The sequence below is a fragment of the Naasia sp. SYSU D00057 genome (assembly GCF_017916505.1).
Classification (GTDB): Bacteria; Actinomycetota; Actinomycetes; order Actinomycetales; family Microbacteriaceae; genus Naasia.
Genome location: NZ_JAFMSZ010000001.1, coordinates 1,080,152 through 1,093,411, shown reverse-complemented (window position 1 = coordinate 1,093,411; position 13,260 = coordinate 1,080,152). Strand labels below are relative to the sequence as shown.

General features: G+C 71.5%; 9 protein-coding genes and 1 pseudogene. 6 read left to right on the top strand and 4 right to left on the bottom strand.

What is annotated here, in order from left to right; genetic code table 11:
• Positions 1–49 precede the first annotated feature (49 nt).
• Complete coding sequence (gene ettA / locus J3P36_RS05180) at positions 50–1,732, top strand: energy-dependent translational throttle protein EttA (RefSeq protein WP_210506153.1); 1,683 nt, start codon at positions 50–52, stop codon at positions 1,730–1,732.
• Between the two features lie 10 nt (positions 1,733–1,742).
• Positions 1,743–2,222, top strand: a complete 480-nt coding sequence (locus J3P36_RS05175; RefSeq protein WP_210506152.1) for a thioesterase family protein — start codon at positions 1,743–1,745, stop codon at positions 2,220–2,222.
• A 57-nt stretch (positions 2,223–2,279) separates the two neighbouring features.
• On the opposite strand, the gene J3P36_RS05170 is transcribed toward J3P36_RS05175, so the two are convergent.
• Entirely contained in the window at positions 2,280–2,750 is a 471-nt protein-coding gene (locus J3P36_RS05170; RefSeq protein WP_210506151.1) for an SRPBCC family protein, read from the bottom strand.
• 191 nt (positions 2,751–2,941) lie between these two features.
• Positions 2,942–3,820 (bottom strand): acyl-CoA thioesterase II, encoded by an 879-nt coding sequence (locus J3P36_RS05165; RefSeq protein WP_210506150.1) that lies wholly within the window; start codon positions 3,818–3,820, stop codon positions 2,942–2,944.
• Between the two features lie 61 nt (positions 3,821–3,881).
• On the opposite strand from J3P36_RS05165, the gene J3P36_RS05160 reads away from it, so the two are divergent.
• Positions 3,882–4,562, top strand: a complete 681-nt coding sequence (locus J3P36_RS05160) for a hypothetical protein (protein WP_210506149.1) — start codon at positions 3,882–3,884, stop codon at positions 4,560–4,562.
• Positions 4,563–4,578: 16 nt separating this feature from the next.
• Here J3P36_RS05160 and J3P36_RS05155 read toward each other — a convergent pair whose 3' ends face one another.
• Entirely contained in the window at positions 4,579–5,709 is a 1,131-nt protein-coding gene (locus J3P36_RS05155) for an FAD-binding dehydrogenase (protein ID WP_374100702.1), read from the bottom strand.
• A gap of 101 nt (positions 5,710–5,810) precedes the next feature.
• A pseudogene (locus J3P36_RS16895) lies at positions 5,811–6,167 on the bottom strand (FAD-binding protein); the annotation flags it as partial.
• Between the two features lie 343 nt (positions 6,168–6,510).
• Here J3P36_RS16895 and J3P36_RS05150 point away from each other — a divergent pair.
• From J3P36_RS05150 to J3P36_RS05140, 3 genes are read left to right on the top strand one after another with little or no spacing between them, the layout of a single operon-like run.
• Positions 6,511–9,663 (top strand): efflux RND transporter permease subunit, encoded by a 3,153-nt coding sequence (locus tag J3P36_RS05150; RefSeq protein ID WP_210506148.1) that lies wholly within the window; start codon positions 6,511–6,513, stop codon positions 9,661–9,663.
• Positions 9,660–10,118 carry a hypothetical protein gene (locus tag J3P36_RS05145; protein WP_210506147.1) on the top strand — a complete coding sequence of 153 codons (459 nt, stop codon included), beginning with the start codon at positions 9,660–9,662 and terminating at the stop codon, positions 10,116–10,118. Before J3P36_RS05150 ends, J3P36_RS05145 begins: the two co-directional genes overlap by 4 nt.
• The gene (locus J3P36_RS05140; protein ID WP_210506146.1) at positions 10,118–13,258 is read left to right on the top strand and encodes an efflux RND transporter permease subunit; all 3,141 of its coding nucleotides are present in this window, start codon (positions 10,118–10,120) and stop codon (positions 13,256–13,258) included. The genes J3P36_RS05145 and J3P36_RS05140 overlap by 1 nt, the downstream gene beginning before the upstream one ends.
• Positions 13,259–13,260: the final 2 nt, after the last annotated feature.

The window sequence follows — 13,260 nt, the reverse complement described above, 5'->3', positions numbered from 1 at the left end:
GCGGCGGACAGGGCCGGGGAGGGCCGCCGTCGCAAATAGGATGGAACCCATGGCCGAATACATCTACTCCATGGTCCGCGCCCGCAAGGCGCACGGTGACAAGGTCATCCTCGACGACGTCACCATGGCGTTCCTGCCGGGCGCGAAGATCGGTGTCGTCGGCCCGAACGGTGCCGGCAAGTCGACGATCCTCAAGATCATGGCCGGTCTCGACCAGCCGAGCAACGGCGAGGCGCGCCTCAGCCCCGGCTACACGGTCGGCATCCTGCAGCAGGAGCCGAACCTCGACGAGGACAAGACCGTCCTCGAGAACGTGCAGCAGGGCGTCGCCGAGACGAAGGCCAAGGTCGACCGCTTCAACGAGATCAGCGCCGCCATGGCCGAGCCTGACGCGGACTTCGACAAGCTGCTCGCCGAGATGGGAACCCTCCAGGAGCAGATCGACGCCCTCGACGCGTGGGACCTCGACTCGCAGCTCGAGCAGGCGATGGACGCCCTCCGGACGCCTCCGGCGGACGCGATCGTCGGCAACCTCTCCGGTGGTGAGAAGCGCCGCGTCGCGCTCTGCCAGCTCCTGCTCCAGAAGCCCGACCTGCTGCTCCTCGACGAGCCCACCAACCACCTCGACGCCGAGAGTGTGCTCTGGCTCGAGCAGCACCTCGCCAAGTACCCCGGCGCCGTCCTCGCCGTCACCCACGACCGGTACTTCCTCGACAACGTCGCGGAATGGATCGCCGAGGTCGACCGCGGCCGGCTCTACCCCTACGAGGGCAACTACTCGACCTATCTCGAGAAGAAGCGCGAGCGCCTCGCGGTGCAGGGCAAGAAGGACGCGAAGCTCGCGAAGCGCCTCTCCGAGGAGCTCGACTGGGTCCGCTCCAACGCGAAGGGCCGGCAGGCGAAGTCGAAGGCCCGCCTCGCCCGCTACGAGGAGATGGTCGCGGAGGCCGAGCGCACGAGGAAGCTCGACTTCGAGGAGATCCAGATCCCCGTCGGCCCGCGCCTCGGCAGCCAGGTGATCGACGCCAAGAAGCTCGAGAAGGGCTTCGGCGACCGCCAGCTGATCGACGGCCTCTCGTTCACGCTGCCCCGCAACGGCATCGTCGGCGTCATCGGCCCGAACGGCGTCGGCAAGACGACGCTCTTCAAGACGATCGTCGGCCTCGAGCCCCTGGACGGCGGCGAGCTGAAGGTCGGCGAGACCGTGCAGATCTCCTACGTCGACCAGAGCCGCGCCGGCATCGACCCGAAGAAGACGATCTGGGAGGTCGTCTCCGACGGGCTCGACTACATCACGGTGGGCAAGACCGAGATCCCGTCGCGCGCCTACGTCTCCACCTTCGGCTTCAAGGGCCCGGACCAGCAGAAGCCCGCGGGCGTGCTCTCCGGCGGCGAGCGGAACCGCCTCAACCTGGCGCTCACGCTCAAGCAGGGCGGCAACCTGCTCCTGCTCGACGAGCCCACCAACGACCTCGACGTCGAGACTCTCGGCAGCCTCGAGGGCGCGCTCCTCGAGTTCCCCGGCTGCGCCGTCGTGATCACCCACGACCGGTGGTTCCTCGACCGCATCGCGACGCACATCCTCGCGTACGAGGGCACCGACGAGAACCCGGCCAACTGGTACTGGTTCGAGGGCAACTTCGAGGCGTACGAGCAGAACAAGATCGAGCGGCTCGGGCCGGAGGCGGCGCGCCCGCACCGCTCCGCGTACCGCAAGCTCACCCGCAGCTGAGCGGCTCCGAGTGAGGCTGCACGTTCCGATCCGGCTGCGCTGGTCGGACCTCGACGCCTACGCGCACGTCAACAACGCGGAGATGCTGCGCATCCTCGAGGAGGCGCGCATCCAGGCGTTCTGGACGCTCGACCCGGCCGACGAGAGGGGGGAGGCGGGCCCGAGCACCGCGGTGCTCGACGCCCGGCCCGGCGCGGAGACCTTGACGCTCATCGCCCACCAGGAGATGGAGTACCTGCTCCCGATTCCGTATCTGCGCGCCCCGCTCGACATCGAGCTGTGGCTCGGGCGGCTCGGCGGCGCGAGCCTGCAGGTCTGCTACGAGATCTACTCGCCCGAGCACGTGGCACCGCGCCTGCTGTACGGACGGGCGTCGACGACGGTCGTGATGGTGGACGCGGCGACGGGCCGCCCGAAACGGATCGGGGACGCCGAGCGGAAGGCCTGGGAGCCCTACGTCGAGGCACCAGTGGCGTTCACCCGCCGCTGAGCCGCGTTCCGCCGGCGACGGTCTGCTCTTGCTGGGAGGGAGTGGGGATAGGTCGAGTCACGGCTGAGCCTGCTGCTCCTCGACCAGGGCGGCGAGGCGGTCGAGGGACTCGTTCCAGCCCTGCTCGTTGTCGGCCGCGCTCACCCCGGCGGGAACGCCCCTGTGCACCACAGACAGCTCGGTGGCGTCGCCCGCCTCGGCGAGCGTGAACGTCATCGTCATCTCGCCGCGGAGGGCGGGATCGTCGGTGTCGAACTCGTCCACCTCGACCAGCTCACGATCCGGCACCAGGCGGACGAGCCGTCCCCGGTAGGTGTCGGTGTGCTCCGTCGTCTTGCCGACGGCATCCGCGCTGTCGTAGGTGAGCGAGACGTGAACCCTGCCGCCCTCCCGGGGCTCGAACTCGTGCACGACACAGGACATCTCGGCGGGCACGCGCCAGCGCGCGATAGTGTCGGGATCGAGGAGCGCGGCGTAGACGCGGTGCGGGGGAGCGGCGATGCGGCGCCGCACGGTGGTCGTCGTCATGCCGACATCATTCACCCGGGTGGTCCCGGTCTCATCCCGGTGATTGAGGAGGGCGCGGAGCGCCCGTCTCGAAATCAGGCGACCTCGTCCCCGGACTCATCCCGGCGCGGCCTGCGTTCGGGGTCCGTCGAGTGATTTCGGGACGCCCGCTTCGCGGGCTCCTCAATCACCGGGTTGCGCGGGCTCCTCGGTCACCGGGAGTCGGCGTCGGGGACGCGGATCATGCCCTCCTGCGCGACGCTCGCCACGAGCAGGCCGCTGCGGTCGTAGATGCGGCCCTGGGAGAGGCCCCGGCCACCCTGGGCGCTCGGGGACTCCTGCACGTAGAGCAGCCACTCGTCGACGCGCGCGAAGCGGTGCCACCACATGGCGTGGTCGAGGCTCGCCATCTTGAGTCCGGGCGTCGTCCACGGGACGCCGTGCCGCCGCTGGATGGGCTCGAGGATCGTGTAGTCGCTCGCATAGGCGAGCGCCGCCCGGTGCAGATTCGGCTCGTCCGGCATCGGCCCGATCGTGCGGAACCACACGGCCTGGTGCGCGACGCGCTCGCCCTCCACTCGCACGTAGACGGGCGAGGGGACGTGCCGCATGTCGAACGGGCGCGACAGCGCCCAGTGGCGCGCGATCGGGTGCTCGATCGCACCGAGCACCTCCGCCGCGCTCGGCAGGCTCTCCGGCTCCGGCAGCCCCTCCGGCATCGGCGTCGCGTGCTCGAGCCCGACGTCCTCGACCTGGAACGAGGCGATCATCGAGAGGATCGGCAGCCCCTGCTGATAGGCCTGCGTGCGCCGCGTCGAGAAGGAGCGGCCGTCGTGGATGCGGTCCACCGAGAACGTGATGGGGTGCTGCACATCGCCCGGCCGCAGGAAGTACGCGTGCATCGAGTGCACGATGCGGTCCTCGGCGAGGGTGCGCACCGCGGCGAGCAGGGACTGCGCGAGCACCTGGCCGCCGAAGACCCGGCCGTTCGGGCTCCACTGGGACGGACCGGTGAAGATGTCCTCGCTCGTGCGGGCCCCGGTGTCGGTCAGGTCGAGGGCGGCGAGCAGGGCCTCCAGCGGATCGGTCACATCTCTCCCTGTGGCGCTCGCGCGGGAGGGCGAGTCGTCCGTTCCGTTAGTTTAGGAGGCGGTGGCCCGCACAATCCTTCTCGCCGACGCGCTCTCCCTGGGCGACCTCGTGACCTATCTCGGCCGCGCCGGGAGGGTCGAGGACGGATCGGTGCGCCTGATCGCCGGCAACCGGGTCCTCGCCGTCTACACCGCGATCCTCTACCCGGCGGGTCTCCTCGACGAGTCCCAGACGGTGCTCGGCCTGCGCACCCTCGCGCTCGAGGACGACGCCCGGTTCGACGTCGTGGTGCCCGTCCGGTCGCTGCTCGACCGGCTCACCCGCGCCCAGGAGGCGGCGGGTCCCATCGGTCCCGCGCCCGCCATCACCGTGCCCACCGAGGTGAGCACGGTGACCTGGGCCGGAATCTCGCCGCCGCGCGGCGGCTGGCAGCAGACGGGCGAGATCACGGCAGGCGCGCTGGAGACCGCCGGGCGTCAGGGCATCGAGGAGGTCGCGAACGCCCTGCCGGAGGGCACCGGCGAGCAGATCGTGCGCCGGGTCCGCACCGAGATCTGGGGCAGACCAGTCGACGGCATGGACGCCGTGCCCGCGGGCGCCGGCTTCGCCGCCCTCACCCTCGGCTTCCTCGGCGAGCCCGGCGAGCGCATCCCCGTCTACGAGGCGGGCGCCTGGACCAGGCTCAGCTCCGCGCGCGGGCACGTGCTGGTGCGCCGCCGGTCCTGGTCGCTGCTCGGCTGACCGCGGCTCCGTCCGGTCACACCATCCGGGCGATCGCGCGCCCCGCCACCCGCCCGGAGAACAGGCAGCCGCCGAGGAAGGTGCCCTCCAGCGACCGGTAGCCATGCATGCCGCCTCCGCCGAAGCCGCTCGCCTCGCCCGCCGCCCAGAGCCCGGGCAGCACCTCGCCGTGCGGCGTCAGCGCGCGTCCGGACAGGTCCGTCTCGATGCCGCCGAGACTCTTGCGGGTGAGCAGCCGGAGCTTCACCGCGATCAGCGGACCCGCCTTCGGGTCCTGCAGCCGGTGCGGCGGGGCGACCCGGATCAGGCGATCGCCGCGGTACCGGCGCGCGTCCCGGATGGCCGCGATCTGGGCGTCCTTCGTGAATGCGTTCTCCACCTCGCGGTCGCGCGCCACCACCTCCCGCTCGGCGAGGCGGCGATCGAGGGCGCCGCCGCCGAGCGCCGCCATCCGGTCGAGGAGGGTGTCGAGGTCGGAGGCGGTGACGAAGTCGTCGCCCTCTCGAAGGAAGCGGTCGACGGGCCCCGGCGCACCGCCGCGCACCCGGCTCGCGAGCAGCCGGAGGTCCTTGCCGGTGAGATCGGGGTTCTGCTCGCTGCCCGACAGCGCGAACTCCTTCTCGATGATCCGCTGCGTGAGCACGAACCAGCTGTGGTCGTGCCCGCCGCGCGCGAGATGCTCCATGGTGGCGAGGGTGTCGAAGCCGGGGAACAGCGGAGCGGGCAGCCGTCGGCCGGTCGAGTCGAGCCACAGCGAGGACGGGCCCGGCAGGATGCGGATGCCGTGCAGGTTCCAGACGGGGGAGTGGTTCGCGATGCCCTCCGTGTAGTGCCACATGCGATCGCGGCCCACGAGCCGGGCGCCGGTGCGCTCGGCGATCTCGAGCCCGCGGCCGTCGACGGAGGCGGGGACGCCCGTGAGGAGCGACGCCGGGGCGGCGCCCAGGCGCTCGGGCGCACCAGGTCGTGGTTGCCGCCGATGCCACCGGTCGCGACGACCACGGCGGGTGCGCGCACCTCGAAGTCGCCGACCGGTTCGCGATCGCTCGCCTGCCCGCGCTCGACGGATGAGGGGGCGAGCACGGTGCCGCGCACGCCGACGACCGCCCCGTCCTCGACGACGAGCTCGTCCATCCGGTGCCGCCACAACAGGCGCGCCCGCTCGTCGGCCACCCCGGCGCGGACCCTGAGCTCGAAGGGCGCCACCACAGCAGGACCGGTGCCCCAGGTGACATGGAAGCGCGGCACGGAGTTGCCGTGGGCCAGCGCGGTCCGGCCGCCCCGCTCGGCCCAGCCGACGACCGGGAACCACCGGACGCCCTTCGAATGCAGCCAGGTGCGCTTCTCGCCGGCCGCGAAGTCGAGGTAGGACTCCGCCCAGCGGCGCGGCCAGAGGTCCTCCTCCCGGTCGAACCCGGCGGACGCGAACCAGTCCTGGGTTGCGAGCTCGAGGGAGTCCCGGATGCCGAGACGGCGCTGCTCGGGGGAGTCGACGAGGAAGAGCCCGCCGAACGACCACCAGGCCTGGCCGCCGAGGGCGCCCTCCGGCTCCTGGTCGAGCACGATCACCCGCTTGCCCGCGTCGAGCAGCTCCGCCGCGGCCACCAGTCCCGCCAGCCCTGCTCCCACGATGATCGCGTCCGCGTCCGCCAACCCGACTCCCTCGTCGTCCTCGTCCTGCCCCGCGAACACTACCGGGGGCGGGACCAAAGCCCTTATCCGGCGATCCTCAGCGCGAGCACAGTTCAGTCACCCAGATCCCGACCCTCGCTCCCGGGCCCCACCCGCGGGAGCGGTGCCCGCCCCCTAGGGGCGGCCCCTCGCAGTACCCCTGCGCTCTTCTTCCTTCTGCCCGAGGAATGACGATGTTGTCTGCCCCTGTGCCGTTCTTCCGTCGCGCGCTCCCCGGCTTGCGCGGCTCCGCCCGCCCAGGTCGCGAGGCCCTCGCATGAATTCGATCGCGCGCTGGAGCGAGCGCTTCCGCCTGCTCGTCCTGACCGTCGCCGCGGGGGTCGTCGCTCTCGGCGTCGCCCTTCTCCCGGGTGTGACCGTCGAGGCCGTGCCCGAGTTCGACCCTCCGCACGTCGAGATCCAGACCGAGGCGCTCGGCCTGTCCGCGGAGGAGGTCGAGCAGCTCATCACCGCGCCGATGGAGGTGGACATCCTCGCCGGGATCGCCTTCCTCGACGAGATGCGCTCCGAGTCCGTCGCCGGGCTCAGCTCCATCGAGCTCATCTTCGAGCCGGGAACGGATCTCAACAAGGCTCGTCAGCTCGTGGCCGAGCGCCTCCCGCTGACGGGGGACCTGCCGAACGTGTCCGCACCCTCGGTGCTGATGCAGCCCCTGTCGTCGACCAGTCGCGTCATGATGATCCGCCTGTCGTCGACTGAGGTTCCCCTCATCGACCTGTCGGTGCTCGCCCGCTGGAACGTCAAGCCGCGGCTCATGGGCGTCCCCGGGGTCGCGAACGTGGCGATCTGGGGACACCGCGAGCAGCAGATGCAGGTGCTCGTGGATCCGGCACAGCTCGCCGGGCGCGGCGTGACCCTGAACCAGGTGATCCAGACCACCGGCAACGCGGTCTGGGTGTCGCCGCTGACCTACCTCCGGGCGTCGACCCCGGGTTCCGGCGGATTCATCGAGACGGGCAACCAGCGGCTCGGGGTGCAGCACGTGCTCCCCATCACGACCCCTGCGGATCTGTCGCAGATGAGCGTCGAGGGGGCCAACGGCCTGACCCTGCGGGACATCGCCACCGTCGTGGAGGATCACCAGCCGCTGATCGGCGATGCCGCAGGCGGTGGGGATCCGGGACTGGTGCTCGTCGTCGAGAAGTTCCCGGACACCAGCACGGCCGAGGTGACCGCGGCGCTCGAGAGCGCCCTCGACGACATGCGCCCCGGCCTCGCCGGCGTCACCGTGGACTCCACCGTCTACCGGCCGGCCACGTTCATCGAGAGCGCGGCGCAGTCCCTGGGGCTCGGGAGCCTGCTCAGCGTCATCCTCGTCGCGCTCCTGATCGGGCTCGGCTTCCGCTCCTGGCGGCTCGGGCTGCTCGCGCTCGCCGTCCTCGTCGTCACGACGACGGGCGCCGTGCTCGTGCTCACCCTGCTCGGCGTGGGGATGAACACGATGATCTTCGCCGGGCTCGTCCTCGCGCTCGCCGTGATCGTCGGCGACACGATCGGCGACCTGCACGCGCTCCGGGGGTTCAAGGCCTCCGGGCGCCGCACCGGTGTCGATGTGGACGTCGCCGACCAGGAGGCGGGCCGGCTCGCGCGGATGCTGCGGGCCAGCCGCTACGCCGCCTTCTTCGGCGGCCTCGTCGCCGTGCTCGTCCTGGTGCCCGCCGTGTTCCTGCCCGAGGTCGAGGGCGCCTTCCTGCGGCCTCTCGTGCTGGCGTTCGCCGTCACCCTCGCTGTTGCGATGATCCTCGCCTGGACCCTCACCGTCGCCCTCGTGTCCACCCTGCTCACCCGGACCGCGCACCGGCCGGAGCCGGGATCCATCGCCCGCGTCCGGCGCGGCTACGCGGCGGCGCTCGGGCGCACTGCCAGCCGTGCGACGGCGGTGCTCGTCGTGGGCGCCCTCCTCGCCGCGGGCGCCGTGGCCCTCGCGCCCCTCCTCGCCGGCGCCGCCAGGGGCGTGCCCGTCGTCAACGATTCGAGTCTCCTCGTGCGGATGGCAGGAGCGCCCGGCACGGGGATCGACGAGATGAACCGCGTGACGCAGCGAGCGGGCGCCCTGATCGGCGAGCTGCCCGGCGTCACGAGCGTGGACGGACACATCGGGCGCGCCATCGCCGGAGACCAGGTGGTGGGGATCAACTCGTCCGAGCTGTGGGTGAACCTCGCCGACGGCGCCGACTCCCGCGGCCTCGCGGGAGACGTGGAGGGGATCGTCCAGTCCATCCCCGGCCTCGACGCCGAGGTCGTGGGGTACGCGGAGGCGAAGGTGGGCGAGGCGACCGCCGGCCGGGAGGCCGAGTTCGCGGTGCGGGTCTTCGGCATCGAGCTCGACGTCCTGCGCCAGGAGGCCGAGCGGGTCGCCGATCTGGTCGGCGGCGCCGACGGGGTCACCTCGGTGGCGCTCGACATCCCGGAAGCCGAGCCGGTGACCGAGATCGAGGTCGACCTGGCCGCAGCCGAGCGGGCCGCCCTGAAGCCCGGCGATGTGCGCCGCGCGGCCGCGACGCTCATCCAGGGCCTCGAGGTCGGCTACCTCTTCGAGCAGCAGAAGGTGTTCCAGGTGGTGGTGCGGGGCATGCCGGAGGTGCGGCACAGCCTGACGAGCCTCGAGAACCTGTCCATCGACACCCCCGCGGGCGGACAGGTGCGGCTCGGCGACGTCGCCGACATCCGGATCGCCCCGCGGAACACCGTCCTCCGGCACGTCGACACCGAGCGGTACATCGACGTCGTCGCCTCCGTCGACGGCCGCTCGGTCGGGGACGTGGCCGCCGACGTGCAGTCCGCCGTGCGCGGCATGGAGTTCGAGCGCGAGTACCACGCCGAGGTGCCGGCCCGCTTCATCGACCAGCGGGACGACGGGCTCATCACGGCCGGCCTCATCGCCGCGATCGTGCTCGGGCTCCTCGTGCTCGTGCAGACGGCGGTCCGGAGCTGGCCGCTCGCCGCCGTGATCACGCTCGCCCTGCCCATCGCCCTCCTCGGCGGGGTCGCCGCCGCGCTCCTCGTCGGGGGGCCGACCCTGGTCACCCTCACCGGGCTCGCGGCCGTCCTGGCGATCACCGTGCGGGACTCCGTGCTGCTGGTGCTCGCGGTGCGCGAGCACCAGAGGTCCGGCCAGGAGGGCCGCGTGGACGGCGTGCTGGCCGGGGCCCGCGAGCGCCTCCTGCCCACCCTCCTGAGCGGCGCGGTCGCCGGGCTCGCCCTCGTGCCGCTGGTGGCCCTCGGCGGCGCCCTGGGCCGCGAACTCCTGCTGCCTCTCGCCGCCGTCGTCTGGGGCGGCCTGCTCACCTCCTGGCTGCTGACCCTCGTCATCCTGCCGATCGCCCTGTTCCGGGTCCGCGTGCCCGCAGGCGACGGGACATTCGGGGACGACGAGATCGCGCCTGCACGAGAAGGGATCGCATCATGACCGCGAGCGAGTACGGCCGGACGGCCGGTCGTCGTGCACACGCTGCCGTAGCCGGGGTGTTCCTCGTCGGCGCCGCCCTCGCCGGCTGCTCGGCCCAGAGCTCCGAGGCGACGGGACACGAGGAGCCGGTCGCCATCGAGCACGCCGAGGGGTCGGACGTCGCGCGTCTCACGCTGACGTCGCAGGCCGCGGACCGGCTCGGGCTGGAGACCGCGCCCGTGCAGCAGGACGCTGGTGGGCTGCGGATCCCGTACAGCGCTCTGCTGTACATGGCGGACGGGTCGACCTGGGTCTACGCGAGCAACGAGGAGCTCGTGTTCGAGCGCGAGCCGGTCACCGTCGTCCGCATCGAGGGCGACACCGTGCTCCTGTCGGACGGACCGGCGGTCGGGACCGAGGTCGCGACGGTCGGGGCGGCCGAGCTCTTCGGCTCCGAGTTCGATACGGCACACTGATGCGCCGGATCATCCGGTTCAGCCTCGCCTTCCGGGCGATCATCCTCGCGCTGGCCGCCGGCATGATGGCGCTCGGCGGCGTGCAGATCGCGAGCGCGCCCGTCGACGTCTTCCCCGAGTTCGCTCCGCCTCGAGTCGAGATCCAGACCGCAGGTCTCGGGATGACCGCCTCCGAGATGGAGGAGCTCGTCACCGTCCCGCTCGAGGACGCGCTGACCGGCGTGGAGAACCTCGACGAGATCCGGTCCAAGTCGGTGGCTCAGCTGTCCTCGATCATGCTGATCTTCGAGCCCGGGACCGACCTGCTGCGCTCCCGCCAGCTCGTCGCCGAGCGGATCGCGACGGTGACGCCGACGCTGCCGAGCTGGGTGCGGCCACCGTTCATGCTGCAGCCGCTGTCGTCGACCAGCCGCGTGATGAAGATCGGCGTCTCCTCCGATGAGCTCTCCCTCATCGACCTCAGCATGGTCGCCCACTACAAGCTGCGGGCGGCGATCCTCGACGTCCCCGGCGTGGCGAACGTCGCGGTGTGGGGCCAGCGCAAGGAGTCGCTGCACGTGCGGGTGGACCCGGAGCGCATGGTCCAGCACGACGTCACCCTCGACGAGGTGATGGAGGCGACGAACGACGCGGTCGACGCCGGCCTCCTGCCGTACGCGACCGGCAACGTCGTCGGCACCGGCGGCTTCGTGGAGACCCCGAACCAGCGGCTCGCCGTGCAGCACGTGCTCCCGATCCTGACGCCGGACCATCTGGCGAAGGTGGTGGTGCAGAACCGGGTCGGGCAGGCGGTGCGGCTCGACCAGGTCTCCGACCTCGTCATCGGCCACAACGCGCTCATCGGCGACGCCGTCATCAACGAGGGCGAAGGGCTCATGCTCATCGTCGAGAAGTTCCCCTGGGGGAACACCCTCGAGGTGACGCAGGGCGTCGAGCGGGCGGTGGAGGGGATCGCCCCGGCGCTGCCCGACGTCGAGCTCGACACCACGCTCTTCCGGCCCGGGACCTTCATCGAGCAGTCCCTCGACAACCTGAGCCTGGCCCTGCTCCTCGGGATCCTGCTCGTGATCCTGGTGCTCGGCGCCTTCCTGTTCCAGTGGCGCACCGCGCTCATCAGCGTGATCGCCATCCCGCTGTCGCTGATGACGGCGGCGGTGGTGATCATCCTGACCGGCAGCACGGTCAACACGATGGTGCTCGCCGGGCTGGTGATCTCGGTGGGGGTCGTGGTGGACGACGCCATCATCGACATCGAGAACATCGTCCGGCGGCTGCGCGCGCATCGCGCCCAGGGTGGCACCCGGTCGACGGCGTCCGTCGTCCTCGAGGCGTCGATGGAGGTGCGGGGCCCGATCATCTACGCGACGCTCATCATCCTCGCGGCCGCGGCGCCCATCTTCTTCCTCGAGGGGCTCACCGGCGCCTTCTTCCGCCCCCTCGCGACGGCGTACGCGCTCGCCGTGTTCGCCTCGATGCTCGTCGCGCTGACCGTGACTCCCGCGCTCGCGCTCATCTTCCTGCGCAAGGCGCCGCTCGATCCGCGCGATCCGCCGCTCGTCCGCGTGCTGAAGCGCGGCTACGTCCCGTTCCTCAAGCGGATGATGCAGCGGCCCCTTCCCGGCTTCCTCGCGCTCGGCGCCACCACGCTCGCCGGCCTCGTCGTGCTGCCCTTCCTCGGCCAGGCGCTGCTGCCCTCCTTCAAGGAGCGCGACTTCCTGATGCACTGGGTCGCCCAGCCCGGCACGTCGGTGGTGGAGGAGGTGCGCATCAGCGAGGAGGCGTGCCGAGAGCTCCTCGAGATCCCCGGCGTGCGCAACTGCGGATCGCACATCGGCCAGGCGGACGCCGCGGACGAGGTCGTCGGCGTGAACTTCGGTGAGAACTGGATCAGCGTCGAGCCGTCCGCCGACTACGAGGACACCCTCGCGAAGGTGCAGGAGGTGGTCGACGGCTACCCCGGCCTCTACCGCGACGTGCAGACGTACCTCAAGGAGCGCGTGCGCGAGGTCCTCACCGGCACCGGCAACGCGGTGGTGGTGCGGATCTACGGTGACGACCTCGGGGTGCTGCACGACCTGGCCGAAGAGGTCGAGGCCGTCCTCGGCGACATCCCGGAGGCGGTCGAGGAGCACATCGCCCTTCAGGTCGACGTCCCCCAGGTCGAGGTCCGGGTCGACCTCGCGAAAGCCCAGCAGTACGGCCTGAAGCCGGGCGACGTCCGGCGCGCCGCCGCGACCGTCATCGCCAGCGAGGAGGTCGGCGACCTCTGGTACAACAACAGGGTCTTCGACATCCGGATCTGGAGCGACCCGAAGATCCGCTCCGACGTGACGAGCGTGCAGAACCTCCTCATCGACACCCCGTCCGGTCAGCGGGTGCGCCTCGCCGACGTCGCCGAGGTCGCGGTGAAGGCCACGCCGAACGTGATCGAGCGCGACGCGAACTCCCGCCGCATCGACGTGAGCGCGAACGCCGCGACCGACGGCGACCTCGGAACGGTCGCCGCCGAGATGGAGCGCCGCCTCTCCGAGATCGAGTTCCCGACCGGCTACCGCGCGGTGGTGCTCGGCGAGTTCGCCGAGCGAGAGGAGGCGACCAACCGGCTGCTGCTGCTCGCGATCGTGGCCCTGGTGGTCATCTTCGTCCTGCTGCAGGCGTCGTTCCGGAACTGGAGGCTGTCCCTGCTGATCCTCGGCACCCTGCCCGTCGCGCTGGTGGGCGGCGTGCTTGCGGCGGCGATCAGCGGCGGCGTGCTCTCGCTCGGCTCGATCGTCGGGTTCCTCACCGTGATGGGCATCGCGGCGCGCAACGGCATCCTGCTCGTCAACCACTTCCAGCATCTGGAGCGGTACGAGGGCGAGAAGCCGGGGGAGGCGCTGGTGCTGCGCGGCGCCGCCGAGCGGCTCTCGCCGATCCTCATGACGACGCTCGCCACCGGGCTCGCGCTGGTGCCGCTGATCATCATGGGCGACCTGCCCGGGCACGAGATCGAGCACCCGATGGCGGTCGTCATCGTCGGCGGCCTCGTCACCTCGACCCTCGTGAACCTCTACCTCGTGCCGACGCTGTACCTGCGCGTCACGGCGAAGCGGCGCCCGAAGCAGGAGCAGGAGCGGGCCGAGGAGCCAGTGCCCGTCTGACC

What these genes read in the sequence shown, in the direction of transcription:
- ettA (WP_210506153.1), top strand. Translation starts at nt 50, where the DNA reads ATGGCCGAATACATCTACTCCATGGTCCGCGCCCGCAAGGCGCACGGT.
- J3P36_RS05170 (WP_210506151.1), bottom strand. Translation starts at nt 2,750, where the DNA reads ATGACGACGACCACCGTGCGGCGCCGCATCGCCGCTCCCCCGCACCGC.
- J3P36_RS05150 (WP_210506148.1), top strand. Translation starts at nt 6,511, where the DNA reads ATGAATTCGATCGCGCGCTGGAGCGAGCGCTTCCGCCTGCTCGTCCTG.
- J3P36_RS05145 (WP_210506147.1), top strand. Translation starts at nt 9,660, where the DNA reads ATGACCGCGAGCGAGTACGGCCGGACGGCCGGTCGTCGTGCACACGCT.
- J3P36_RS05140 (WP_210506146.1), top strand. Translation starts at nt 10,118, where the DNA reads ATGCGCCGGATCATCCGGTTCAGCCTCGCCTTCCGGGCGATCATCCTC.